At 70.4% G+C, this 22394-nt stretch carries 24 protein-coding genes; 9 read left to right on the top strand and 15 right to left on the bottom strand.

Annotated features, from left to right (window positions below):
- Nucleotides 1–79 precede the first annotated feature (79 nt).
- The 3 genes from ACWCOV_RS06855 to ACWCOV_RS06865 form a co-directional block, all read right to left on the bottom strand.
- Complete coding sequence (locus ACWCOV_RS06855) at nucleotides 80–379, bottom strand: DUF4193 domain-containing protein (RefSeq protein ID WP_130379292.1); 300 nt, start codon at nucleotides 377–379, stop codon at nucleotides 80–82.
- A 296-nt stretch (nucleotides 380–675) separates the two neighbouring features.
- The gene (locus ACWCOV_RS06860; RefSeq protein WP_449828275.1) at nucleotides 676–1470 is read right to left on the bottom strand and encodes an inositol monophosphatase family protein; all 795 of its coding nucleotides are present in this window, start codon (nucleotides 1468–1470) and stop codon (nucleotides 676–678) included.
- Nucleotides 1467–2534 carry a ferrochelatase gene (locus tag ACWCOV_RS06865; RefSeq protein WP_449828276.1) on the bottom strand — a complete coding sequence of 356 codons (1068 nt, stop codon included), beginning with the start codon at nucleotides 2532–2534 and terminating at the stop codon, nucleotides 1467–1469. The genes ACWCOV_RS06860 and ACWCOV_RS06865 overlap by 4 nt, the downstream gene beginning before the upstream one ends.
- 147 nt (nucleotides 2535–2681) lie before the next feature.
- On the opposite strand from ACWCOV_RS06865, the gene ACWCOV_RS06870 reads away from it, so the two are divergent.
- Both ACWCOV_RS06870 and ACWCOV_RS06875 read left to right on the top strand, forming a co-directional pair.
- Nucleotides 2682–3881 carry an MFS transporter gene (locus tag ACWCOV_RS06870; RefSeq protein WP_449828277.1) on the top strand — a complete coding sequence of 400 codons (1200 nt, stop codon included), beginning with the start codon at nucleotides 2682–2684 and terminating at the stop codon, nucleotides 3879–3881.
- Between the two features lie 39 nt (nucleotides 3882–3920).
- Nucleotides 3921–4640 carry a MerR family transcriptional regulator gene (locus ACWCOV_RS06875; protein WP_449828278.1) on the top strand — a complete coding sequence of 240 codons (720 nt, stop codon included), beginning with the start codon at nucleotides 3921–3923 and terminating at the stop codon, nucleotides 4638–4640.
- On the opposite strand, the gene ACWCOV_RS06880 is transcribed toward ACWCOV_RS06875, so the two are convergent.
- Nucleotides 4623–5228: a trimeric intracellular cation channel family protein gene (locus tag ACWCOV_RS06880; RefSeq protein ID WP_449828279.1), complete on the bottom strand. Its 606-nt coding sequence runs from the start codon at nucleotides 5226–5228 to the stop codon at nucleotides 4623–4625. The two genes, ACWCOV_RS06875 and ACWCOV_RS06880, sit on opposite strands and share 18 nt — an antisense overlap.
- Nucleotides 5229–5284: 56 nt before the next feature.
- Here ACWCOV_RS06880 and ACWCOV_RS06885 point away from each other — a divergent pair, with 56 nt between their 5' ends.
- Both ACWCOV_RS06885 and fdhD read left to right on the top strand, forming a co-directional pair.
- Nucleotides 5285–6367 (top strand): aminoglycoside phosphotransferase, encoded by a 1083-nt coding sequence (locus tag ACWCOV_RS06885; RefSeq protein ID WP_449828280.1) that lies wholly within the window; start codon nucleotides 5285–5287, stop codon nucleotides 6365–6367.
- Nucleotides 6368–6371: 4 nt separating this feature from the next.
- Nucleotides 6372–7205, top strand: coding sequence for a formate dehydrogenase accessory sulfurtransferase FdhD (fdhD, locus tag ACWCOV_RS06890; RefSeq protein WP_449828281.1), 834 nt, complete (start codon nucleotides 6372–6374; stop codon nucleotides 7203–7205).
- Here the strand turns inward: fdhD and ACWCOV_RS06895 are convergent.
- Together ACWCOV_RS06895 and ACWCOV_RS06900 are read right to left on the bottom strand one after the other, a co-directional pair.
- Nucleotides 7189–9945 carry an AAA family ATPase gene (locus ACWCOV_RS06895; protein ID WP_449828282.1) on the bottom strand — a complete coding sequence of 919 codons (2757 nt, stop codon included), beginning with the start codon at nucleotides 9943–9945 and terminating at the stop codon, nucleotides 7189–7191. The two genes, fdhD and ACWCOV_RS06895, sit on opposite strands and share 17 nt — an antisense overlap.
- Nucleotides 9942–11072: a metallophosphoesterase family protein gene (locus tag ACWCOV_RS06900; RefSeq protein ID WP_449828283.1), complete on the bottom strand. Its 1131-nt coding sequence runs from the start codon at nucleotides 11070–11072 to the stop codon at nucleotides 9942–9944. Before ACWCOV_RS06900 ends, ACWCOV_RS06895 begins: the two co-directional genes overlap by 4 nt.
- Before the next feature lie 120 nt (nucleotides 11073–11192).
- Here ACWCOV_RS06900 and ACWCOV_RS06905 point away from each other — a divergent pair, with 120 nt between their 5' ends.
- Complete coding sequence (locus ACWCOV_RS06905) at nucleotides 11193–11759, top strand: GNAT family N-acetyltransferase (RefSeq protein ID WP_449828284.1); 567 nt, start codon at nucleotides 11193–11195, stop codon at nucleotides 11757–11759.
- Nucleotides 11752–12249, top strand: a complete 498-nt coding sequence (locus ACWCOV_RS06910; RefSeq protein ID WP_449828285.1) for a phosphatase domain-containing protein — start codon at nucleotides 11752–11754, stop codon at nucleotides 12247–12249. The genes ACWCOV_RS06905 and ACWCOV_RS06910 overlap by 8 nt, the downstream gene beginning before the upstream one ends.
- Nucleotides 12250–12257: 8 nt before the next feature.
- Here the strand turns inward: ACWCOV_RS06910 and ACWCOV_RS06915 are convergent, their stop codons facing one another.
- From ACWCOV_RS06915 to ACWCOV_RS06940, 6 genes are all read right to left on the bottom strand, one after another.
- Entirely contained in the window at nucleotides 12258–13934 is a 1677-nt protein-coding gene (locus ACWCOV_RS06915; RefSeq protein WP_449828286.1) for an ABC transporter substrate-binding protein, read from the bottom strand.
- A 9-nt stretch (nucleotides 13935–13943) separates the two neighbouring features.
- The gene (locus tag ACWCOV_RS06920) at nucleotides 13944–14918 is read right to left on the bottom strand and encodes an ABC transporter ATP-binding protein (RefSeq protein ID WP_449828287.1); all 975 of its coding nucleotides are present in this window, start codon (nucleotides 14916–14918) and stop codon (nucleotides 13944–13946) included.
- Nucleotides 14911–15909 (bottom strand): ABC transporter ATP-binding protein, encoded by a 999-nt coding sequence (locus ACWCOV_RS06925; protein WP_449828288.1) that lies wholly within the window; start codon nucleotides 15907–15909, stop codon nucleotides 14911–14913. The genes ACWCOV_RS06920 and ACWCOV_RS06925 overlap by 8 nt, the downstream gene beginning before the upstream one ends.
- Entirely contained in the window at nucleotides 15902–16900 is a 999-nt protein-coding gene (locus ACWCOV_RS06930) for an ABC transporter permease (protein ID WP_449828289.1), read from the bottom strand. The genes ACWCOV_RS06925 and ACWCOV_RS06930 overlap by 8 nt, the downstream gene beginning before the upstream one ends.
- Nucleotides 16900–17829, bottom strand: a complete 930-nt coding sequence (locus ACWCOV_RS06935) for an ABC transporter permease (RefSeq protein ID WP_449828290.1) — start codon at nucleotides 17827–17829, stop codon at nucleotides 16900–16902. The genes ACWCOV_RS06930 and ACWCOV_RS06935 overlap by 1 nt, the downstream gene beginning before the upstream one ends.
- A gap of 119 nt (nucleotides 17830–17948) precedes the next feature.
- Complete coding sequence (locus ACWCOV_RS06940; protein ID WP_449828291.1) at nucleotides 17949–18434, bottom strand: GNAT family N-acetyltransferase; 486 nt, start codon at nucleotides 18432–18434, stop codon at nucleotides 17949–17951.
- Nucleotides 18435–18470: 36 nt separating this feature from the next.
- Between ACWCOV_RS06940 and ACWCOV_RS06945 the strand changes: the two genes are divergently transcribed.
- From ACWCOV_RS06945 to ACWCOV_RS06955, 3 genes are read left to right on the top strand one after another with little or no spacing between them, the layout of a single operon-like run.
- A complete protein-coding gene (locus ACWCOV_RS06945; protein ID WP_449828292.1) occupies nucleotides 18471–19139 on the top strand; it encodes a hypothetical protein in 669 nt (222 codons plus the stop codon).
- The gene (locus ACWCOV_RS06950; protein ID WP_449828293.1) at nucleotides 19136–19693 is read left to right on the top strand and encodes a helix-turn-helix domain-containing protein; all 558 of its coding nucleotides are present in this window, start codon (nucleotides 19136–19138) and stop codon (nucleotides 19691–19693) included. The genes ACWCOV_RS06945 and ACWCOV_RS06950 overlap by 4 nt, the downstream gene beginning before the upstream one ends.
- Nucleotides 19694–19735: 42 nt before the next feature.
- Nucleotides 19736–20446, top strand: a complete 711-nt coding sequence (locus ACWCOV_RS06955) for a nucleotidyltransferase domain-containing protein (protein WP_449828294.1) — start codon at nucleotides 19736–19738, stop codon at nucleotides 20444–20446.
- Nucleotides 20447–20450: 4 nt separating this feature from the next.
- On the opposite strand, the gene ACWCOV_RS06960 is transcribed toward ACWCOV_RS06955, so the two are convergent.
- From ACWCOV_RS06960 to ACWCOV_RS06970, 3 genes are read right to left on the bottom strand one after another with little or no spacing between them, the layout of a single operon-like run.
- Nucleotides 20451–21095, bottom strand: coding sequence for a hypothetical protein (locus ACWCOV_RS06960; protein ID WP_449828295.1), 645 nt, complete (start codon nucleotides 21093–21095; stop codon nucleotides 20451–20453).
- 49 nt (nucleotides 21096–21144) lie between these two features.
- A complete protein-coding gene (locus ACWCOV_RS06965; RefSeq protein WP_449828296.1) occupies nucleotides 21145–21816 on the bottom strand; it encodes a hypothetical protein in 672 nt (223 codons plus the stop codon).
- Nucleotides 21813–22322, bottom strand: a complete 510-nt coding sequence (locus ACWCOV_RS06970) for an RNA polymerase sigma factor (protein ID WP_449828297.1) — start codon at nucleotides 22320–22322, stop codon at nucleotides 21813–21815. The genes ACWCOV_RS06965 and ACWCOV_RS06970 overlap by 4 nt, the downstream gene beginning before the upstream one ends.
- Between the last annotated feature and the right edge of the window lie 72 nt (nucleotides 22323–22394).

Consider the following 22394-nt stretch of genomic DNA (forward strand, 5'->3'; position numbering starts at 1 on the left):
GGTGTTTGGCAAAACGAGCGGGACCTCCCCAGGGATGGGGTGGTCCCGCTCGTGGTTTCGGCGAAGTAGGGCGCTGGTGTCAGGCTGCGCAGTCGCGGCAGATCAGCTGCCCGTTCTTCGTCTCTGCGAGCTGACTGCGGTGGTGAACCAGGAAGCAGCTCGAACAGGTGAACTCGTCGGCCTGGCGCGGGAGCACCCGCACCGCCAGCTCTTCGTGGCTCAGGTCGGCGCCGGGCAGCTCGAAGCTCTCCGCCGCCTCGGCCTCGTCCTCGTCGACCTTCCCGGAGTTCTTGTCGTGACGGCGAGTCTTCAGCTCCTCGATCGACTCTTCGGAAGCATCCTCGTCCGTCTTGCGCGGGGCGTCGTAATCAGTCGCCATGGTGTTTCCCTGCCCTCTTCGTACCCGTGGTGTTGCCTGCTGAGCCCTTGAACGGGTAGAGCGGCCGAGAAATTCCGCGCCGGGACAGCGCGCTGAATCTTTCGTCCCCCGAAACCCTTGACAGCCAGGCCGGGACCGGCAACAACCGTTCCCGAGGACGGGATTGTGCCCTATGAAGGACCCTACGCGCGCGTCAGGGTCCACCTTCCGGCCAGCGTGTCGCAACAAATGTCAGTACCGAACACGAAAATGCTCGTTAATGCTCAGTACACGCACTAACGAGCACTCAGCGGCGTCTAGGCCCGCAACGGGTCTGACGCGGCCAGCAGCTCGTGGAACGGCTCGAACAGCGCCGGACTGGCCGCGATCGACATCTCCGGCGACACCTCGGCCCCGTTCAGCCCGCCGACGGCCGCGCCGGCCTCGGCCGCGATCAGCGCACCCGCTCCGTAGTCCCACGGGTTCAGTCCGCGCTCGTAGACCGCGTCCAGCCGGCCGCAGGCGACGTAGCAGAGGTCGATCGCGCCGACCCCGATCCGCCGGATGTCGCGGACCTTGGTGATCAGCTGCTGGATCACCTCGGCCTGCACCTGCCGCCGCTCCGGGTCGTAGCCGAACCCGGTGCCGACCAGGGCCTTGCTCAGGTCCGTACACCCCGAGACCTGGATCGGCTTCCCGTCCAGGAACGCGCCGCCGCCGAGGGTCGCGGTGAACACCTCACCCTTCGGCGCGTCGACGACCACGCCGGCGACGGTCCGGCCGTCGTACTCCACCGCGATCGAGACGGCGTACGTCGGGAGGTCGTACAGGTAGTTCACGGTGCCGTCGATCGGGTCGACGACCCACCGGACACCGCTGGTGCCGAGTACGTCGTCACCCTCCTCGCCGAGGAACGAGTCGTCCGGGCGGGCCTGCAGGATCCGGGCCCGGATCAGCTCCTCGGACTCCCGGTCGACCGCGGTGACCACGTCGGTGACGGTGCTCTTGGTGTCGGCGACCGTGATCGTGCCGCGGCGGCGTTCGACGATCAGCCTCGCTGCCTCCTCCGCCACCTCCACGGCCAACTTGAGCAGGTCCTGGGGGTCTGTCATACGGCTTCCTTAGAGGTAGGACGGCGAAGCGGTGGGCAGCAGTCGTGGCGGCAGTCGTCCCAGGCCGGGCCGAGCTTGCCGACGCACGGCCGGGCCGGCTGCTCGCCGCGCTCGGCCGCGGCCCGCTCGACGACCAGGTCGCGCAGCATGGTGACGAACGGCTGGTCGGCGCCGGGGGTCGCGGCCCGCGCCATCGGCAGCCGCAGCTTCTCGGCGGTCTGGGCGGCCTCGGTGTCGAGGTCGTAGATGACCTCCATGTGGTCGCTGACGAACCCGATCGGGACCACGGCCACGCCGGGTACGCCGTCCGCGGCGAGCGCCTCCAGGTGGTCGTTCACGTCCGGCTCGAGCCACGGCACCTGCGGCGGGCCGGAGCGCGAGCAGTAGACCAGGTCGGTCCGCCGGGTCCGGCCGGTACGGCGCTCGATCTCGGCGCTGATCTCCGCGGCGACGTCCAGGTGCCAGTCGACGTACCCGTTGCCGTCCGGTCCGCTGGTGGCGTTCATCGCGTTCGGGATGGAGTGCGTCACGTAGGCGATCGCTGAGCCGTCCGGCAGCTCGCTGAGCGCCTTCGCGGTCGACTCGACGAACGAGCCGACGAAGCCGGGGTGGTTCGCGTAGTGCCGGAGCTTGTCGATCCGGGGCGCGTCCGGGACCTGCTTCGCGGCGTCCTCGAGGTTTTCGCGGTACTGCCGGCAGCCCGAGTACGACGGGTACGCGGAGGTCACGATGACGACGGCCCGGCGGATGCCGTCGGCGGCCATCTCACGCAGGGTGTCGGTGAGGTACGGCGCCCAGTTGCGGTTGCCCCAGTAGATCGGCAGGTCCAGGCCGATCTCGTCGAACGACTCCCGCAAGGCCTGGAGCAGGGCCCGGTTCTGGTCGTTGATCGGGCTCTTGCCGCCGAACGAGTAGTAGTGCTCGCCGACCTCCTTCAGCCGCTCGTCCGGAATCCCCCGGCCCCGGGTCACGTTCTGCAGGAACGGCAGCACGTCGTCCGGCTTCTCCGGTCCCCCGAAGGACAGCAACAGCACCGCGTCGTACGGCGAAGCATCCACAGCCATACCCCAAGTTTCGCAGTTGGGGTCGGGGCGCGGACCGCCAGGCCATCACAATCGCGCCGCCTCGGGCCGATCGAGCGCCGCCCGGGGTCGGCGCCGGTGGTTGTGATGGCCTGGCGGTCCCACCAGTTAGGGTGTTGCCGGTCCCTCATGCTCAAGCCTTACGTCCACCTCATGCGCCGTCCCGGCGCCAGCGCGTTCTTCGCCGCCGGGATCCTCGGGCGTATGCCGATCTCGATGATCGGGCTCGGCATCGTCATCCTGATCGCGCAGGAGAGCGGCTCGTACGGCCTGGCCGGCGCGGTGTCCGGTGTGGCCGTGATCGCGGGTGCGCTGACCGGTCCGATCCAGGGCCGGATGGTGGACCGGTTCGGGCAGCGCCTGCTGCTGATCATCGGCTCCGTGGTCTGCACGATCGCGCTGGCCGCGCTGCTGGTCGCCGTACGTGCCGACGCCGCTACCTGGGTGCTCTACCTGCTGTCGTTCGTTGCCGGTGGCACCCGTCCGCAGGTCGGGTCGTTCGTCCGCGCGCGCTGGACGCACCTGCTCGGCCGGGGCCGGGCGCTGCAGACCGCATTCGCTCTCGAAGCGGTCGGTGACGAGGTCGTCTTCATCGTCGGGCCGGTGCTGGTCACGTTGCTCGCGACTCAGGTCAGCCCGTACGCCGCTCTGTCCGCAGCCGGAGTGCTTGGACTGGCCGGCGGCATCTGGCTGGCGCTGCTGCGGGCGTCCGACCCGCCGGGCCGGGGTAAGTCCGACGGGACCGAGCAGGCGCCACTCCCCTGGGTCTCGATCCTGCTGCTCAGTCTGATCGGGCTCGGCCTCGGCGCGACTCTCGGTGGCGCGGAGGTCATCACGGTCGCGTTCACCACCGAGCGCGGCCAGGCCGGCATGTCCGGCGTCGTACTGGCCGTCTGGGCGTTCGGCAGCTTGCTGGCCGGTCTCTGGTACGGCTCGGTGCACTGGCGCGCCCCAGTCGAGCGGCGGCTGCTGATCGGCACCATCCTGCTCGCGATCACGCTGGCGCCACTGCCCTGGGTCAACAGCGTGTGGTTGCTCGGCGTGGTCCTGTTCGGCTGCGGTATGACGATCGCGCCGACCATGGTCGCGGTCACCGCCTGCGTCGAGGAGTGGGTCCCGCCGCAGCGCCTCACCGAGGCGATCACCTGGACCGTCACCGGCATCCTGCTCGGCGTCGCCCCCGGCAACGCCGCCGCCGGCCACGCCGTCGACCTGTGGGGCGCATCCACCGCCTACTGGGTCCCGTTCGCCATCGGCATCGCCTGCGCCCTCGTCGCGGCTGTGTCCACCACTTTCGCGCGGCCGAAGACGAGGTTCGCGCACAACTAGGCTTGTATCTCCTCCGAGGGGAGATGTGAGGGTCGTCCCGTGGATTACTCGATCGGTGAGCTGGCGCGGCGGGCCGGGGTCTCGGTGAAGACGGTTCGGTACTACTCGGACCAGGGGCTGCTGGCGTCTCGCCGTACGGCGGCCGGGCATCGCCGGTACGACGGCGGCGCGCCGGCGCGGCTCGAGTTGATCCGGACGTTGCGTGCCCTGGGCATCGATCTGGCCACGGTCCGCGCCGTGCTGAACCAGGAGCGCACGCTCGCCGACGTACTCACAGCACATGCCGACGCGGTCGCCGTACAGATCCGGACGCTGCAGCTGCAGCACGCGGTGCTGTCGGTCGTCGCCCGTCGGCACTCGACCCCGGAGGACCTCGAACTCATGCACGAACTGACCACCCGTTCCGAGCAGCAGCGCCGCGCCCTGATCGCCGACTTCCTGACCTCGACGCTCGGCGACGACCCCCGTTTCGCCGCGATCCGGCAGAACCTCACGCCCATGCTCTCCGAGGACGCCGACGCCCGGCAGGTCGAGGCCTGGCTGGAGCTGGCGGCGCTGGTCCAGGACGACGCCTTCCGGTCATCGGTACGGCGGATGGCCGTCGGCTACCGCGCGCTCGCCGACGACTGGCGGGATCCTGAGCTCCGCAGCCGGCTGATCGAGCTCCGTCGTACCGAGGCGGATCCCCGCTGGGACCGCTACCTGGAGCTGCTCGCCGTGGTCAACGGCTGGGCGCCGCCGTCACGAGCCGCGGGGTAGCGGAGCGTTCCAGCCGCGGCGGATCGCGAGCAGGCGGATGCCGAAGCAGGTCAACGCGGCGACGATCGGCACCCAGAGCGCGTGGTACTCGAGAGCCGCCGCGATCACCACGATGCCCGCGCCGAGGAACGCCGGCGTGGCGTAGATCTCCGCGCGCAGTACGACGGGGACGCGGCCGCTGAGCACGTCGCGGATCACGCCGCCGCCGATACCGGAGATGGTGCCGAGCAGGGCGGCCGACAGCGGCGACAGGCCGGCCTCGATCGCCTTCCGGGCGCCGATCACGCAGAACAGCGCGAGGCCGGCCGCGTCGAAGATGTTCACCAACCGCTCGACCCGGCCGATCCCGGGGTGCAGGAAGAACGTGACCAGCCCGGCCGCGACCGGGACGACGAGGTAGCGCCAGTCCTCCAGCGCGGCCGGCGGGGTCGCGCCGATCAGCACGTCCCGGACGAAGCCGCCACCGAGCCCGGTCACCAGCGCGAGCACCAGGATGCCGAACACGTCCAGCTTCTTGCGTACGCCGACCAGCGCGCCGGTGATGCCGAACACGAAGATCCCGACCAGGTCGAGCACATGCAGAGCCATGCACCGCACGCTAAACCACAGGCGCCGGCTCCCCGGCCGCTCTATCGTCTGTGGACATGACCGGAGCGCCTGACGTCGACTACACCGCCACCTCGCTGCGCCCTGACTGGCATGCGCTCCCGGCCGGCCTCCGCGAAAACCTGACCGTTGCCCTGGGCAGCGAGGTGGTGTCCGCCGGCCCGTCCGTCAGCTCAGGCTTCACCGGCGGCTTCGCCGCACCCCTGCGGTTGGCCGACGGCCGACGCGTCTTCGTGAAGGCCTCGGACGACTCACTCCACTCCTACCGCGCCTACCAACGCGAGGCGGAGGTAGTCCCGCAACTCCCGCCGGAGATCCGGGTGCCGGCCATCCTGGCAACTGCCCACGCGGTGGACGAGCGCCGGACGTCGGGCGATGCCGGGTCGGCAGGAGCCGCGCACTGTGCCGATGGGCCGGATGGCGCTCGCCAGCCCGTCCCGCCCGCGGGAGGCGGGCGGTGGTTTGCGGTGGCGTCCGAGTGGGTGGTGGGGCGGATGCCGGGGACTCCTTGGACGGCGGGGGACTTTGCAGTTGTGACTGCGGCTTGTGAGGGGGTTGCGGAGGTGATGGAGCCGAGTCCGTTGGAGGGGTTGCGGAGTTTTCTGGAGGATTTGGACGCGGGCGACTCGCCGCTGCAGACGCCGGCTCGGATTCTGGCCGGGGAGGCGCCGCTGCCGACGGGACTGCAGCCGTGGGTGCCGAAGGTTCTGCCTGAGGTGATCAGTCTCCTGGAGTTGGCGCCGGAGGCGTTCGCTGGGGAGACGGCGACGCACAGCGATCTGCGGCCCGACAACCTGCTGATCGACGGCGACGGCGCCTGCTGGACGGTCGACTGGAACTGGCTGGCCCTGGGTCCGCGGTGGATGGACTGGGTCGGCCTGCTCCCGGTCGCGCAGCACCACGGGATCGACACCGCCGCCGCGATCCGGAGCAGCCCGCTGACGGCCGGCGTACCGGCCGACCACCTCGACTGCTTCATCGCGGCCGTCGCGGCGTACATGATGAAGAACGCGGACGCGCCACCGCCGTTCGGTTGCACCCCCGCCTTGCGCGAGCACCAGCGGTTCTACGCGTGGACCTTCCTCGACTGGCTCGCGGTACGGCGGGAGTGGCTACGGTGAAGGTATGACCAAACGTCCGACCACCAGGTTCAAGGTCGAGGTGCTGGACGGCGACCGGACGTCCCGGCGCGAGGACGTCGTCGTCACCGAGGAGCCGCTCGAGCTCCGGCTGGAGTGGCCGGGCCGCGCGCCCGAGCCGCTGGTGGTGACGATGCGGACGCCGGGCTCGGACTTCGAGCTGGCGGCCGGGTTCTGCCTCGGCGAGGGGTTCGCGGTCCGCCCGGACGCGATCAAGACCGTTGCCTACTGCACCGATCAGCAACTGACGCCCGACCAGCAGTTCAACACGGTCACCGTCACGTTCGACGGCCCGCCCGACCGGGAGCCACCCCAGCGGTACGGCGTGACATCGGCAGCGTGCGGTGTCTGCGGCCAGCAGAGCCTCGACGAGCTGGCCGAGCGCGACTACTCCCCCGTCGACCCGGTCGAGGCAGACCTCGACGTCGTACGGCGGCTGCCCGACCTCCTGCGCGAGGGCCAGCCGATGTTCTCCCGGACCGGCGGGTTGCACGCCGCCGGCCTGTTCACCGCCGACGGCCGGCAGGTCGTGGTGAAGGAGGACGTCGGCCGCCACAACGCCGTCGACAAGGTGGTCGGCTGGACCGTCCTCAACAACCACAGCCGCCAGGGCCTGATCCTCGCGGTCAGCGGCCGCGCCGGCTACGAGATCGTCCAGAAGGCAGTCGCCGCCGGGATCGGGATGATCGTGGCCGTCGGCGCGCCGTCCAGCCTGGCCGTCGACCTCGCACGCCGCTTCGACGTCACGGTCGCCGGCTTCGTCCGCGGCGACCGCTGCGTCGTCTACAGCGCGCCGGAACGGATCAAGCGTCCAGCTTGATGAAGGTGGCCCGCGGGACGTACTCATAGCGGTCCGGCATGCAGGTCAGGATGATGACCTGCCCGTGGTCGCCGGCCCGGCCGAGCAGCGCGCCCATGTCGCGCAGCCGGGCCTTGTCCGACCAGCCGAGCGCGTCGTCGAAGATCACCGGCACGCTGCCCTCGCCGGTGCTGACGAGGTGGCTGATCGCCAGCCGGGTGATGATCGCCAACTGCTCCTGCGCACCCGTCGACAGCGCCTCGACCGGCAGTCGTGTGCCGTCCAGCTCGCGCTCCGACACCGCGAGGTCGTCGTCCAGCCAGACCCGGAACGACGGCCCGTACACACTGCGCCCGAGCGACTCGATCCGGCTCTGCAGCGGCTCAGAGTACTTCGTCTGCGCCTCGGCCCGATGCCGGCTCAACGTCTCGTACACCCGGCGGGCCGCCTCGGCCCGGCGCCGCAAGCTGTCATGCTCAGCGCGTACGGCGGCAAGCTCCAACTCGGCCACGTCGCGCCGCGTCGCCAGCCCGTCCCGCCCCGACTGCTCCAGCCGGCCCTCCGTCGTACGCAGCGCATCGCGCAGCGTGTCCCGCTCCGCCTGCAACCGCTCGGCAACCGCCAAGGCGTCCGCCAACTCACCGGCGACCTGATCGGCCCCGGCCGCATCGGCCTGCTCCTGTACGGCGGTCAGCTCCTCCAGCACCGCCTCGACCTCAGCGGTCGCCGCGGTCTCGGCCGCGGCCACGGCGTCGTCGTCGATGACAGCCCGAGCAGACTCCAACGCCTCCACTGCCGCAGCCAGCCGCTCGGCGGCGATCTCCGACCGGGCCCGCGCGTTCTGAGCCTCGGACCGATCCTCGTCCGCCGCCTTCCGGGCCTGCGCCGCCGCGAACTCCGCGTCGCCCAGCAACCGCTCCACCTCGGCCAGCGCGGACCGGGCCTCCTCGAGGAACGCCTGCGCACCGGCCAGATCGCCAGGCTCGGCGGCCGGCGGCTCGAAACCCTCGAAGAGCGTGTCGAGCGGCGAGGCGAACTCCTCGAACAGCGACATCTGTCCCGGGACACCCTCGACCGCAGCCTGCTTGTCCGCGGTCTCCTCGGGTTCGTCCGTCCCGAGCCGCGCGGTCAGCACCGCGATCCGCTCCCCCGGATCACCCCCGGCGGTCAGCGATCGCTCGGTCCGCCGCGCCTCGTTCAACTCGGCCGTGGCGATGTCCGCCTTCCGCAGCAGCTCCCGCGCAGCGGCGACATCCTTCACCCCAGCCTTCTTCAGCAGGTCCTTCTCGCGCCGGACCGCCTCGTCTACGCGGGATCGCAGGGTCGCCGCTTCCCCACCGGCCCGGACGGTCACCTCGACCTGCCCCGGAACGCCGACCACCAGCTCGCCGGAGACGAGCACCTCGGCCGACTCGTCGAAGCCCAACTCCGACGGCAGCGCGCCGGCGGTCACGTCCAGCCCGGTCCCCGACAACTCGACCGGCTCGGCGCCAAGTCGCCGTACCGAGACTTCCGGTACGCCGGCGGCGAGCGCGGCGCGAGCCTCGACGACCGCGGCGTGCGCGTCCTCGAGGGCGGCGACCTTCGCGTCGTCGACCTTGATCCGGTCCAGGATCGTCCCGGCGACGGCGATCCGCGCCCGGACGTCGACCAGCTCGGCCTGCTGGCCGAGCAAGCGGTCCAGCTCGGCGCGGTCCATCAACTCCGCGACCCGGCGCTCGGCTTCCTGGACGTCGGTACGGCGTGCGTCCTTGAGCTCGACCACCTCGGCCAGCGCCGCCTCGGCCGCGTGCACGGTCTCGGCCGCGGTCCTGGCGACCGTCTCGGCTTCGGTACGGCGTTTGGTCAGCTCGGCGTCGGCCTTGGTGAACCGCTCGACCTCGTCGAGCAGCCGCTCCCGCTCGACCCGGGTCCGGGTGTGGTTCTCCAACCGCGCCCGAGCCGTCTCGGCCCGCGCCCGCACCGAGTCGCGGCGGAGCAGGATCTCGTCGGTCGCCTTCTTGCGTTCGCGCAGCTCCTCGACCGACGTGAGGTGATCGCTGCGGCGACCGGTCACGTCCTCGAGGTCGAGGGCGAGCCGCTCGGCGCGGCGGATGTCCTGCTGGACCTCTTCCATCGCCTTCAGCGCCTGCGCCGCGGTCAGCTCGGCGGCGGCCACGGCCTTCTCGGACCGAGCGAAGTCGCCGGTCGGCCGGCCGCGCGGAGTCCAGTAGCGCAGGTACTCGTGCTCGACCGCGGAAACCAGTGGCATCGACGCACCGTCGATCGGCGTCCCCGACTCTGCGTTCACCGCGGTGATCAACGGCTCGGCATCGGCCGGCGTCGGCAGCACCAGCGACTGCCCCTGGCTGACCATCAAGGTCTGCCACAGCACCGGGTCGACGTGCTCGTGGAAGAGCCGCTCGGCCTCGTTGTGCGCCTCGCGCCCGGTCCATGAGGTACGGCGTCCATCGCCGTCGACGACCGTGAGCTCGGTGGCGCGGTTCTTCAGCCAGCGCTTCGTGTAGGTCAGCTCGCGCCCGCCCAGGGTGAGCTCGGCGGTCACCTCGGGCCCGACGTCCTGCCCGACCGGCTGGATGTCGCGGATCCGGGTCGACTTCGAGTCGTCCGGCAGGTCGAAGATCAGCGCGAACGCCTCGACCAGGCTGGACTTGCCGACCTCGTTGTCGCCGACCACGACGGTGGTGCCGAGCGCGGGCAGCCGAACGGTACGGTCCTTGACGCCGCGGAAGTCCCGCAGCGTCAGAGCATGCAGCCTCATCCCGCGTCCCGGGCCAGGCGGTGCATCAGCGACAGCGCCGCGCCGGCGCCCTCGTCACCGGCGGCCAGCGCCTGCCGGAGCTCTTCCATCGCGGCCCGCGCCGGTCCGCTCAACTGCAACGCATCCAGGTCGGCCGCGTCGGGAGCCGGCCGCACGGTCCAGAACTTCGCCCACCGCTCGACACTCGCGAACACCTCGCCCTGCGCGTCGATCAGCATGTCGAGCCGACTGTGCAGCGGCAGCGGCAGCGACCCGTCACCGGCCAGCCGCACGTAGGTCCGCTCCTTGTCCGGAAGCTCCGCGAACCAGTCCTCGAGCGCGTCCAGCGACTCCTCGTCGAACAGCTCGACCCGGTGGTCGACCATGTGCCAAGCGCCGACGCGGACCGGCTCGACGTCGATCGCACCCGCGCCGATGGTCACCTTGAGCACGTTGCCCGGATCGGTCTCCTCCGGAGTCGTCACTTCCTGCGTCCCGGAGAACCAGATCCGGTCGGTCACCCGGGTCGTGGAGTGCCGGTCGCCCAGACCGACGTACTGCAGCCGGCCGTCCGCGACAGCCGCTTCGAGGGCCGCCTGGTCGATGGTCGGCACGTCGGACATGCCGCCACTGAGGCTGGTCAGCTGGCCGTGCGCGAGCAGGACCCGCGTCGTCCCGGCCGGCGTCGGCTTCAGGTCGCCGTACCCGGGAGCTGCCGGGTCCGACAGCGGGCGGCGGGAACGCCAAGGCGCGCCGATGATCTCGACCCCCGGCAGGATCTCCAGCGGCTGGGTGTCGGTCAGGACGGTCACGTGCTCGGGCGCGTGCGCCTGCCACTGCGCCGACGTCCACAGCGAGCCCGGCTCGAGGGCGTCGTGGTTGCCGGGCAGCAGGACGACCGGGACCGGGATCGCCTTGAGGGCCTCACAGGCCCGCAGGATGGTCTGCCGCTCGACCTGGTTGTGCTCGAACACGTCGCCGGTGACGACCACGAAGGCCGCTCCGGTGGTGGTTGCGACGTCACCGATCCGCGCGACAGCATCCAGCCGGGCCTGGCCCCACCGGGCCTGACCGTCCGGCCCCAGGAACCGGCGCATCATCCCCAGCTGCCAGTCCGAGCTGTGCAGAAACGTGATCGAGTCTTCCATCGCGCTGAGAACGCTAACCCGACCCACCGACAACCACCCAACCCAACACACCAGAACCGGTCCGGATGCCCGCCATCCGAACAGCCCGGCGCTCCGGCGGCGTCATCGTGAATGGTAGAGATGGGCCGCGTGGATGGGTATCTCGAGACCGAGCGGTTGACCTTGCGACGGTTCACCGCCGACGACGTGGAGCTGCTGGCCGGGCTGGACTCGGATCCGGAGGTGATGCGGTTCCTGACCGGGCAGCCGACACCGCGGGAGGAGATCGAGCGGGTCGTCCTGCCCGAGATCCTGAAGGTGTACGGCGAACATCCGCAGCTCGGCACGTTCGCGGCGCATCAGAAGGCGGACGGCGAGTTCGTCGGATGGTTCGGGCTGCAGCCGACCAAGGAGCCGCAGACCGTGGATGTCGGCTACCGGCTGAACCGGGTCGCGTGGGGCAAGGGGTACGCGACCGAGGGCACCAGGGCGCTGATCGACAAGGCGTTCGGCGAGCTCGGCATGGAGAAGGTCGTCGCGGACACGATGGCGGTCAACCACCGGTCCCGGGCGGTGATGCGGCGGTCCGGGCTGCGGTTCGTGCGGATCTTCCACGAGCACTTCGACGACCCGCTGCCCGGCACCGAGTTCGGCGAGGTCGAGTACGCCGTCGACCGCCGTACCTGGGAAGCTGGACGACGTGCCTGACGATCAACGCCCGTACGCCGTCCTGGACATCGACGCCACGTTGTCCGACACCAGTCAGCGGATCCACTTCATCGAGAAGCGGCCGAAGGACTGGGACTCGTTCTTCGCGCACGCGAAGGAGGACGCCGTCCTGGACGAGGGGCTCGCGGTCGCGACCACTCTGGCGGCCGACCACGAGATCGTCTACCTGACCGGCCGGCCCGAGCGGCTGCGCCGGGACACGCTCAGGTGGCTGAAGGACAACGGGTTCCCGGACGGCAAGGTCTACATGCGTGGCAACACCGACCGCCGCCCGTCGGTGACGATGAAGCTCGGCCGGCTGCAGCGGCTGGCCGCGGAGCGCCCGGTCGCCGTCCTGGTCGACGACGACGTGAAGGTGTGCGCGGCGGCCGAGAAGGCCGGGTACACCGTGCTGAGGGCCGACTGGGGACTCGACGCCGAGACCCAGCCGACCCTCTTCGAAGCTCAGGAGACCGAAGGCCGGACCTGAGGCACGACCTACTTGCTCAGTCCGACGATCAGCACGTTCGGGTACGGCGGGTACGGCGGCAGGTAGAAGCTCTGCACCTTCGAGCCGTGCAGGAACGCGTTCCGGGCGTAGATCAGCGGGACGATCGGGGCGTCCTTCATGATCTGCTGGTCCACCGCGCCCCAGGCCGCGGCCGCCTTGGCCGGGTCCGACTCGGCCGTGGCCGCGGCGATCGCGGCGTCTACCGCCGGGTTGGAGTAGCGCGAGATGTTGTACCCACCGTTGCCGGCCTCCGAGGACGCGAACAGCGGCTGGATGTTGCCGAGCGCGCTCGGGTAGTCGGGCAGCCAGCTCGACACGGTCAGGTCGAAGTCGGGCTTGTTGCCGGTGATCAGGTCGGTCAGCGGCTCGGTGTCCAGCGGCTTGATGGTGACCGTGATCCCGGCCCGCTTCAGGCCCTGCTGGATCGCCTGGGCGACGCTCAGGCCGGACGCGTTGTCCGCCGCCAGCACCAGGTTCAGGTTGCTCACCCCGGCCGCCGCGAGCATCGACTTGGCCTTCTCCGGGTCGCCCTGCGGCGGCGCCTGGTACAGGTCGTACTTCTGGTAACCCTCGATGCCCGGCGTGATCAGGGTGGTGGCGATCTCACCGCCGTACTCCGGTCCGCCCTCGGCGACCTGGACGGCCTGCTTGTCGACGGCGTACTGGATCGCCTTGCGGACCTCGGGGTTGGCCAGCGCCGGGCGCTTGGTGTTCATCGCCAGGTACTGCAGCGCGCCGGACGGCGACGTCGCGACCCGGGACTTGACCGCCGGGTTGCCCGACACGGTCGGGATCAGCGCGGCCGGCACCGAGACACCGGTGGCGGCGGCGAACTTGTCGTCGCCCGCGTCCGCGATCAGCCGCTGGTTGACCACGTCGGCCTGCAGGCCCATGTCGATCACGATCGAGTCCGGCAGACCGGTCCGGGCCTCGTCGGTCGCGTTGTCCCAGTTCGGGTTCCGCTCCAGCTCGAGCTTCGAGCCGGGGGTGTACGCCTTCACCTGGTACGGGCCGCTCGCGACCGGGTCCTCGCCGTAGTGCGCCGGGTCCTTGTCGGCCGCCTTCGGCACCGGCGAGAAGGCCGGCATGCTGACCACCCACGGCCAGTCGCCGAACGGCTTGTTCAGCTTGAACACGATCGTGGTGTCGTCCGGCGTCTCGACCGACGCCAGCTGGGCGCCCTTGTACGGGCCGGTGTACTTGTCGCCGCCGACCAGCAGCGACTTGTGGTAGCCGAGGCCGCCGGACAGCTCCGGCGCGAACGACCGCTCGATGCCGTACTTGATGTCGGCGGCAACGATCGGCGACCCGTCGGCGTACTTGAGACCCGGCTTCAGCTTGTAGGTCCAGGTCTTGCCGCCGTCGCTGACCTGACCGGTGTCGGTGGCCAGGTCCGGGACCAGCTCGGCCGCCTTGTCCGGCGCGGTCTTCCACGAGGTCAGGCCGCGCAGCACCAGGTGGATCGTGCTCGTGCCCAGGTTCTGGCTCTTGGCCGGGTCGAGGCTGATCTCCTTGCTGGTGCTGAGGACGTGGAACGTGCCGCCTGCCTCAGCGGCCGCCGACGTGCTGCCACCACCACTGGTGGACTGGTTGTTGGCGTTGCAGGCGGCCGCCGCCAACGCCAACGCGGCCGCAACCGCGGCCGCTCGGATAACGCGCTTCATATGGTCCTCTCAGGGGGTGGGGGGCTCAGGGAAGTAGCAGGCGGCCCGGTGCTCGGTGCTGCCCTCGACGGGCTCGAGCACCGGCCGTTTCGTCGCGCAGACGGCTTCGGCCTTGTAGCAGCGGGTCCGGAACGGACACCCGGACGGCGGATCGATCGGCGTCGGCACATCACCCGACAGCACGATCCGGTCCCGCTCGATCCCGGGCGCGGGCACAGGTACGGCGGACAGCAGGGCCTTCGTGTACGGGTGAGCCGGAGCCGAGTACACCTGGGCCGCCGGTCCCTCCTCCACGATCGTGCCGAGGTACATGACGGCCACCCGGCTCGCCACCTGCCGTACGACGGCCAGGTCGTGCGCGACGAGGACGTACGACAGGCCGAGCTCGTCGCGGAGGTCGGCGAGCAGGTTCAGCACCTGCGCCTGCACGGACACGTCGAGCGCGGAGACCGGCTCGTCGCAGATGAGCAGGTCGGGCTGCACCGACAGGGCTCGGGCGATGCCGATGCGCTGACGCTGGCCGCCGGAGAACTCGTGCGGGTAGCGCTCGAGGTGTTCCTCGGACAGCCCGACCTGCTGAAGCAGCTCCACGAGCTGCGCCCGGGTCGGACGAACGCCCTGCGCCCGGAACGGCGTGGTCAGGATCGTGCCGACCGACTGCCGCGGGTTGAGCGAGGCCTGCGGATCCTGGAACACCATCTGGACCTTGCGGCGCACCGGCCGCAGCTTGCGCCCGCTGACCTTCGTGACGTCCGCGCCGGCGATCGCGACCCGGCCGTCCGTCGGGTCGAGCAGTCGCGTCGCGACCCGGGCGAGCGTCGACTTGCCGGAGCCGGACTCGCCGACCAGCCCGACCGTCTCGCCCTTGCGGACGACGAAGTCGACACCGTCGACGGCCTTGACCGACTTGCCGGATCGCCAGGGTGCGCCGCGCACACCGAAGTACTTCCGGACTCCGTCGAGGCGGAGCAGTTCTTCAGACATCCGACGGCCTCCGCCCCAGGTGGCAGGCCGCCTCGTGATCGCCTTCGCCCGGACGCGGCGTCAGCTCGGGTCGCTCGGTGGTGCAGCGCTCACCGACCTGTGCGGTGTAGGCGCAGCGCGGCTGGAACGGGCAACCGGTCGTGATGGACCCCGGTGACGGCGGACTGCCCGGGATCGTGGTGAGCCGCGGCTTCGGCGGTACGTCGACCCGCGGCATCGCACCGAGCAGACCGAGGCTGTACGGATGCGCCGCCCGCTGGAACAGGTCACGGACCGTGCCGCGCTCGGCGGCGCGTCCGGCGTACATCACCAGGACGTCGTCGGCCGCCTCGGCGACCACCCCGAGATCGTGCGAGATCAGGACCAGCGCCGTACCGAACTCCGCCTGGACGTCCTCCAGCAGCCGCATGATCTGCGCCTGCACGGTGACGTCGAGCGCGGTGGTCGGCTCGTCCGCGATCAGCACCTTCGGGTTGTTCACCAGAGCCATAGCAATCACGACCCGCTGCCGCATTCCGCCGGAGAACTCGTGCGGGTAGTTGTTCGCCCGGCGGGCGGCGTCCGGGATGCCGACCTGGTCGAGCAGCTCGACCGCGCGCCGGCGGGCCTCCTTCTTCGGCACGTCGTGGTGCAGGCGGTACGCCTCGGCAACCTGCCAGCCGACGCTGTAGTACGGGTTGAGCGCCGACAGCGCGTCCTGGAAGACCAGGGCGATGTCGTTGCCGCGGATGCTGCGGAGCTCCTCGTTGGACAGGCCGACGAGTTCGCGGCCGTCGAGCAGCACCTCGCCCTTGACGTCGGCGTTCGCCGGCAGCAGCCCCATCACGGCGGCCGAGCTGACGCTCTTGCCCGAGCCGGACTCGCCGACGATGGCCAGTGTCCGGCCGGGTGCGACCGCGAAGTCGATACCGTCGACGGCCGGGACCAGGCCGCCCTCGGTCCGGAACGTGACGTGCAGGTCGTGGACCTCCAGCACCGGCCGGTCAGGCATGGCTGACCCTCGGGTCGAGCGCACCGTGCACGATGTCCACCACCAGGTTCGCGAGGATGATCAGGAAGGCCGAGAACAGCGTCGTACCGACCACCACGGCGACGTCGAGCTGGCCGACCGCGCTGATCAGCAGCTCGCCCAGGCCCTGCATGGAGAACACCTTCTCGGTCAGGATCGCGCCGCCGAGCAGGGCGCCGAGGTCGAGTCCGAACAGCGTCACGATCGGCACCAGCGCGCCACGCAGTCCGTGGGTCAGGACGACCCGCGCCTCCCCCGCGCCCTTGGCCCGGGCGGTGGTGATGTGGTCGAGGTTCAGCTCCTCGAGCATCTGCGCGCGGGTGAGCCTGATGTACGCCGCCGCCTGCAGCAGCGCGAGCACCAGCCAGGGCGTGATCAGGTGCCAGGCCCAGTCGACCGGGCTCTCGGTGAGGGGAACGTAGCCGTTGACCGGGACCATGTTGAGCCAGAACCCGAACACCAGGATGGCCAGCAGGCCGACCAGGAACGAAGGTGACGCGATCCCGATCAGCGCGAAGCCGACGGCCAGCCGGTCGGTCAGCTTCCCCCGCTTCAGTGCCGCGACGACACCGAGCGAGACACCGACGAGCAGCCACAGTACGGCGGCGCCGATCGCGATCGAGGCGGTCACGGGCAGCCGTTCGAGGATCAGCGTGGTGACCGGCCGGGCCAGCGGGAACGAGTACCCGAAGCAGGGTGCCTCGCAGTGGACCGCCGCCGCGCCTTCGCCGAACGTGCGGCCGGCGAAGATGCCCTTGAGGAAGTTCAGGTACTGCTGGATCGTGCTCTGGTCCAGCTGCATGAAGTGCCGGGCCTGCTCGAGCCGTTCCGGCGTGCACGGCTTGCCACAGGCAAGGTGGGCCGGGTCGGCCGGGATCGCGTAGAAGATCAGGTAGACGGCGAGGCTCAGCGCGAGCATCACCAGGACGGTGGCAGCGAGCCGCCGTACGACGAACCAGGCGAGGTCAGGCATCAGTTCGCCCTCCGCAGCCGGACGTCGAAGGCATCCCGGACCCCGTCACCGAGCAGCGTGAACCCGAGAACGGCGAGGAACAGCGCAGCCCCTGGGAAGACCAGGAACCATGGATCCGCGCCGGTGTAGACCCAGGCGATCGAGTCGGAGATGGACCGGCCGAGACTCGGCGTCGGTGGCGGCACGCCGACGCCCAGGAAGGACAGCGCGGCCTCGGCGCCGATATAGCCCGGGATCGCGAGTGTCGCGATGACCAGGACCGGGCCGAGCAGGTTCGGCAGCAGCTCGCGGGCGATCACGTGCCAGCCGCTCGACCCGACACTGCGGGCGGCTTCGACGAACTCGCGGTTGACCAGCGACCGCGCCTGGTTGCGGATCAGCCGGGCCAAGGTCGCCCAGCCGAACACGCTGAGCACCCCGCACAGCAGCAGCGTCCGCGGCACGCTGGCCGGCACGACGATGCCCAGGGCAATCATGAAGACCAGCTGCGGGAAGCCGAACAGGAAGTCGAGCAGCCGGGACGCGACCGCGTCGTACCAGCCGCCGAAGTACGCCGCGCTGATGCCGACCAGGGTGCCGATCACCGTGGTGACGGCGGTGACCACGATCGCGATGACCAGCGAGGTGCGCAGGCCGTACACCACGATCGAGAACAGGTCGCGACCGGTCAACGGCTCCACGCCGAACCAGTGCTCACTGCTCACGCCGCCCATCGGGCCCTTCGGCGCGTTGCCGCGGGCCGGATCGAGCAGGTCGATGTGGTACGTGTACGGGTCCTGCCCGGCGAGCTTGACCAGCAACGGCGCCGCGGCCGCGACCACGATCAGCACGGCGACGATCACCACCCCGACGCGCGCGCTGCGATCACGCCGTACCCGGCGCAACGCCTGCCGGGTCGGCGAAACGGTCCCGGCGACCGACGAACTCACAAGCACTCCCGACAGATCGATGCATGCAGCCGACAAACGTTAGGCCGCATCCTTGCACCCGCCGGGTGCCATCTCGAATGGCGAGAATCTCAACTCGAGAACTCGAGAATTTGGTCGCTTCAGAGCGCCAGCTGGTACCGGCTCACCCAGGTCAGCGGGACGCCGATCTCGGCATCGCCCTGGTGCTGGAACCCGCGGGCTTCGTAGTACGCCCGGAGCCGGCTGTTCGACCTGACGCAGTCCAGCCGGAGATACCTGCAGCCGAGCGCGCTGCTGGTGGCCGCAGCCCAGTCGAGCAGCGCGGCGCCCAAACCGCTCGCCGACCGCCGGACCGCCATCCGGTGCACGTAGCCCGCCAGCCCGGGCACGTCCTCCCACAGCGGGTCGTCCCAGTCCAGCGTGATCGTCCCGACGACCGCACCGTCGATCCGCGCGAGCCAGGTCTCGCCGCGTTCGATCGCCGGCTCGACCCACCTGGCCTTGAAGCTGTCGGGCCACTGCTCGATCCCCGAGTCCCGCAACCAGGCGGCGGCTTCGTCCAGTACGGCGAGCACGTCGGCGAGCTCGTCCGGCGCCGCGGGTTGCAGGGTCAGCTTCTTGTGCACGACCTCCAGCATAACGGCGTTTGATATAGTGAACGTATGGTTCAGCAGATTGCACCAGTCGCCCAGCACCCGATCTACCTCGAGGACAGCTACCTGACCGAGGTGGTGACGCGAGTCCTCGCCGTCGGGGACACCGGGATTGCGGTGCGGGAGAACCTGTTCCATCCGCAGGGTGGCGGCCAGCCCGCGGACCAGGGATGGGTCGGCGACCTTCTGGGTGTTCCGGTCCGGGGTGAGGACGGGCTCGTCTATCTGGTGACTTCAGAGCCGGCACCGTTGGAGGTAGGCGACGTCGTGCGGGCGCGGGTGGATGCCGAAGCCCGGCTTCTCCACGCGGCCCTGCACACCGCGGGGCACTTGGTGGACGGAATCGCTCGTGGTCTGGGGTGGACGTGGGCGGGCAACAACCACTTCCCGGGGCAGGCTCGCATCGAGTTCTCCGCACCTGATGCCGTCGAGCTGACTGACGCCGCCGAGCAGATTCAGGCCGGTGTGGAGGCGGCGATCGCCGCAGAGCTGGTGGTCACTGCGACCGAGCGAGACGGGCTCCGGGTGGTGCGCGTCGGGGACCTGCACGAGGCGCCGTGCGGCGGGACGCACGTACGCAGCCTTGCGGACCTGGCATCGGTCACTGTCTCCGGCGTGAAGGTGAAGAAGGGGCGCATCCGCGTCTCCTACACTGCGACGCATCGGCCGTTGCGGTGACGCGGTCGGTCAGCAGTGCGGCCGCGGCGGCCGGCCTGCAGGTACTGCGACGTCGCCAGCAGCGCGGGATGAGTCAGGCCGAGCTGGCGCGGCGGACCGGCCTCAGCAAGGCGACGCTGTCCCAGCTCGAGGCCGGTGCCAGCAATCCGACGATCGACACGCTCGACGCGATCGCTGTCGCCTTGGCACTCCCCCTCACCGACCTGCTGACTCGTCCTGCCGACACCGGGACGCTGCACCTGCAGGCGACCAAGGCCGACGCTGACGGGCCGACCAGAGAGCTGCTCCGGCGGATCAGCGGCGGCAACAGTCTGGAGATCTGGCGACTCCGCCTGCCGCCGAACACCTCCGTGGAAGGCGTACCGCACGCCCCGGGCACCAACGAGCACCTGCTGGTCTCCGCGGGTCACCTGGCGGCCGGACCGTCCGGAGACCTCCGCCAGCTCGCCCAGGGCGATCTGCTGGCCTTCGCAGGCGACGCACCCCACGGCTACCACACGAACGACAGCTCGGCCGACGTCACTGTCGTCATCGCGTCCCCTGTACAGGCCTGAAACTCGGTGGAGTCCCGCAGCAGGCCAGCGGACACTGGTCCAATGGCAATCGACGCGGCGGAGGTCGCACGGCAACTGGTGGACGAGGAGTACCCGGACGCGCGGGCCGCGTGGCTCGGCGGCAGCGTCGTACGCGGCGACGCCTCCTCGACGTCCGACCTGGACATCACCGTGCTGCTGAGCGGTCCGCCGGCGCCGATGCGGCGTTCGCTCGAGTACGGCGACTGGCCGGTCGAGCTGTTCGTGCACACCGAGGCCTCGCTCGAGCACTTCAGCGAGAAGGACCGGCAGCGGCGGCAACCGACCATGATGCGGCTCGTCGGCGAGTCGATCGTGCTGCTCGACACCGACGGGTCCGGAGCACGGCTGCAGCAGGCCTGCCTCGATCAGGTCGCGGCCGGTCCGCGGCCGTTGACGACTGCCGAGCTCGACCTGTTCCGCTACGGGATCACTTGTCTCCTGGACGACCTGACCGACGCTGCGACTGACGACGTACGCACGGCCATCGCGTCGGTGCTGTGGCAGGACGCGGCCAGGCTGCTGCTGACTGGTTCGCGGCACTGGTCGGGCACGGGCAAGGGACTGCTGCGGGAGCTCAAGTCGTACGACGCAGCACACGGGACGGACCACGCACGCGTGTTGCTGGCCGGCGTACGAGACACCGCTGCGCTGGTCGAGGACGTGGACCGCATCCTCGACCAGCACGGTGGGAGGCTGTTCGCCGGGTTCGAGCTGGCCGCTCAGCCGGTCTGAGCGGTCACTCGGCGTCTACCAGCTGCCAGTCGCGGCGTTTGGGCAGCATGCGTACGGCGATCACCGCCACGACCGCACCGAGCAGGAAGCCGGGGATGGTCCAGCGCCAGCCGGTGAAGAAGCCCGTGGTCGAGGCCTCGGCGACCGGCGCTTCCGCCGCGGGCTCCTCGGCCGCGGGGGCTGCGTCGACCTGCCCGTAGGACTCGGTCGGCCCGCCCCAGGCGTCGCCGTTGAGCAGCTGCATGGAGTTGAGGAGCTTCAGCAGGGCCACGCGGTCGTTGGCGGTGTGCCAGACCGGCTTCTCGGGGAGGTTGCTGCCGTCCGTCGACGCCCTGGTCGCGATCCAGGGGCCGCCGGGCGCGTCCGGGTAGATGATGTCGATGCGCCAGACCGACATGTCGTGGATCAGCCAGGTGGCACGGACGAACCGGCCGACCTCATGGTTTTCCTTGCCGACCGGGTCGCGTGCGCCACTGACGTCGGTCAGTCGCTGGAGCTCGGCGTACTCGCCATCCTCGTAGCCGATGGCAACCACCTTGGGCGGGCTGCTGAGCACCACGCTGGTCGGCCCGCCGGCCTGGGCAGGCGCGACTCCGACGGCGGCGACAGCTAACAGCGCGATGCAGAACGCAAGAGTACGGCGGACCATGGCAGTCCTCCCCTGGGAACGATGACTACCCCTGGTACACCGCCGACGGCTACGAGGTTCCCTGCGCCAGCTGGATCGCGCGTGCCTTGTCGGCGACCCCTTCCAGGCGGAAGGTGACGCCGCGGTCCACCCAGACCAGCGTCGGACCCGCCACGCGGACGCGCCGCTCGGTCCCGGTGGCCTCTTCCAGTACCAGTTCGTGCGGCCCGTCGAACCAGTAGCCGTCGAGCTCCGGCACATGCTGCAGGCTGCTGTAGTACTTCTTCACGTACATCGGCGACACCTCGGCGCGGAACTGCTCCAGCCGCACGCCGGTCCAGCCGACCGCTACGAAGCCCGGCGAGGCTTCGACACCCGCCGGCGCGCCCAGCTCGGCAGGCACACCGGGCTTGAACCCCGCGATGCGCTCCGCTTCTGCCAGCGACAGCTGACCAGTGACCGCAGGCAGTGTCGGCGGACTGGTGGGTGCACTCGCCACAGGCTGGGCCCGCACTCCCCCGATGTTGAGCCACTCCGCCACGGTCGCCCGGACTGGTGGCGTCGCAACCGCACCTGCGACCAGCACGAGGAACAGGGCCAGGAACGTCCGCCACCGGTCCCGCAGCGAGCGCCGGATCGGCACGTCGGCCACGCGGGTGAGCACGGCAGCCGTCAGGCCCTCGTCTACCGGAGGTACGACGGTGGAACGGCCGAGAGCCCTCAGCTCGTCGTCCAAGTTCATCGCTGCACCTCCTTGTCAGGTAGTGACTCCCGTAGGCGTCCCAGTGCTCGGTGCAGGCGGGACTTGACCGTCCCGCGCGGCCAGCCGAGCACCACGGCCGTCTCCTGCTCGTCCAGGTCCAACAGGTAGCGGCAGGTCACCACCAGGCGGAACGGCTCGGGCAGCGACCGCACAGCAGCCAGCAACTCCCGCCGCCGCTCCAGCGACACAGCCTCCTCGGCAGGGTCGAGTACGACGTCCAGCGGCGCGGCCAGCTCCTCGCGGCGGAACCGGCGGCTGCGCGACCGCAGTACGTTCCGCGTCTCGTTGGCCACGATCCGCAGCAGCCACGGCCGGAATGCGGCGCCGGTCCGGAAGCTCCCGAGTGCCCGGTACGCCTTGACGAACGCCTCCTGCACGACGTCGTCCGCATCCGCACCGGCCCCGAGGAACACCGCCGTACGCTTCGCCACCTGGGCATGCAGCACCACCAGCTCGCCGTACGCGGCAGACTCCCCGCCGCGCACCCGAGCCAAGATCTCCGCCTCGCCGCCTCCGCTGATCGCGCCTCCTGGTCAACCTGTTGACATTGTGACTAC

The organism is Kribbella sp. NPDC002412 (assembly GCF_053592935.1).

What these genes read in the sequence shown, in the direction of transcription:
- ACWCOV_RS06855 (WP_130379292.1), bottom strand. Translation starts at nt 379, where the DNA reads ATGGCGACTGATTACGACGCCCCGCGCAAGACGGACGAGGATGCTTCC.
- ACWCOV_RS06860 (WP_449828275.1), bottom strand. Translation starts at nt 1,470, where the DNA reads ATGACAGACCCCCAGGACCTGCTCAAGTTGGCCGTGGAGGTGGCGGAG.
- ACWCOV_RS06865 (WP_449828276.1), bottom strand. Translation starts at nt 2,534, where the DNA reads ATGGCTGTGGATGCTTCGCCGTACGACGCGGTGCTGTTGCTGTCCTTC.
- ACWCOV_RS06870 (WP_449828277.1), top strand. Translation starts at nt 2,682, where the DNA reads ATGCTCAAGCCTTACGTCCACCTCATGCGCCGTCCCGGCGCCAGCGCG.
- ACWCOV_RS06880 (WP_449828279.1), bottom strand. Translation starts at nt 5,228, where the DNA reads ATGGCTCTGCATGTGCTCGACCTGGTCGGGATCTTCGTGTTCGGCATC.
- ACWCOV_RS06885 (WP_449828280.1), top strand. Translation starts at nt 5,285, where the DNA reads ATGACCGGAGCGCCTGACGTCGACTACACCGCCACCTCGCTGCGCCCT.
- fdhD (WP_449828281.1), top strand. Translation starts at nt 6,372, where the DNA reads ATGACCAAACGTCCGACCACCAGGTTCAAGGTCGAGGTGCTGGACGGC.
- ACWCOV_RS06895 (WP_449828282.1), bottom strand. Translation starts at nt 9,945, where the DNA reads ATGAGGCTGCATGCTCTGACGCTGCGGGACTTCCGCGGCGTCAAGGAC.
- ACWCOV_RS06900 (WP_449828283.1), bottom strand. Translation starts at nt 11,072, where the DNA reads ATGGAAGACTCGATCACGTTTCTGCACAGCTCGGACTGGCAGCTGGGG.
- ACWCOV_RS06905 (WP_449828284.1), top strand. Translation starts at nt 11,193, where the DNA reads ATGGGCCGCGTGGATGGGTATCTCGAGACCGAGCGGTTGACCTTGCGA.
- ACWCOV_RS06915 (WP_449828286.1), bottom strand. Translation starts at nt 13,934, where the DNA reads ATGAAGCGCGTTATCCGAGCGGCCGCGGTTGCGGCCGCGTTGGCGTTG.
- ACWCOV_RS06920 (WP_449828287.1), bottom strand. Translation starts at nt 14,918, where the DNA reads ATGTCTGAAGAACTGCTCCGCCTCGACGGAGTCCGGAAGTACTTCGGT.
- ACWCOV_RS06925 (WP_449828288.1), bottom strand. Translation starts at nt 15,909, where the DNA reads ATGCCTGACCGGCCGGTGCTGGAGGTCCACGACCTGCACGTCACGTTC.
- ACWCOV_RS06930 (WP_449828289.1), bottom strand. Translation starts at nt 16,900, where the DNA reads ATGCCTGACCTCGCCTGGTTCGTCGTACGGCGGCTCGCTGCCACCGTC.
- ACWCOV_RS06945 (WP_449828292.1), top strand. Translation starts at nt 18,471, where the DNA reads ATGGTTCAGCAGATTGCACCAGTCGCCCAGCACCCGATCTACCTCGAG.
- ACWCOV_RS06955 (WP_449828294.1), top strand. Translation starts at nt 19,736, where the DNA reads ATGGCAATCGACGCGGCGGAGGTCGCACGGCAACTGGTGGACGAGGAG.
- ACWCOV_RS06960 (WP_449828295.1), bottom strand. Translation starts at nt 21,095, where the DNA reads ATGGTCCGCCGTACTCTTGCGTTCTGCATCGCGCTGTTAGCTGTCGCC.
- ACWCOV_RS06965 (WP_449828296.1), bottom strand. Translation starts at nt 21,816, where the DNA reads ATGAACTTGGACGACGAGCTGAGGGCTCTCGGCCGTTCCACCGTCGTA.